This window comes from Pseudomonas persica, from assembly GCF_900291015.1.
Classification (GTDB): Bacteria; Pseudomonadota; Gammaproteobacteria; order Pseudomonadales; family Pseudomonadaceae; genus Aquipseudomonas.
The window spans coordinates 1-248 of record NZ_OLKL01000284.1 but is presented as its reverse complement, the minus strand read 5'-3'; the positions used below and the strand labels follow the sequence as shown (position 1 = coordinate 248).

1 protein-coding gene is annotated in these 248 nt (G+C 38.3%); it reads left to right on the top strand.

Going from position 1 to position 248, the window contains the following annotated elements; translation table 11 throughout:
* Nucleotides 1-37: 37 nt before the first annotated feature.
* Nucleotides 38-248 (top strand): hypothetical protein (locus tag FQ664_RS26590; protein WP_256676119.1); only part of this gene is annotated, 211 nt, incomplete at its 3' end.

Sequence of the window (248 nt, the reverse complement as noted above, 5' to 3'; positions counted from 1 at the left end):
GTATAATCAAGCACTAAAGTTATATCGAGGAGATTTTTTGGAAGAAGACATGTATGAGGATTGGACAATCAACATTCGTGATACTCTAAGGGGGCAGTATACCGAAATGATAATCCAAGCTGCTCAATTATGGATGCAATGTCATCAAAATTATAGAGAGGCTATCCGAATATGCCGGGAAGCTCTTAGTTATGACGATACCGTTGAAGGATTACATCAAATTATCATCAGGTGTTACCTTGCAGAAG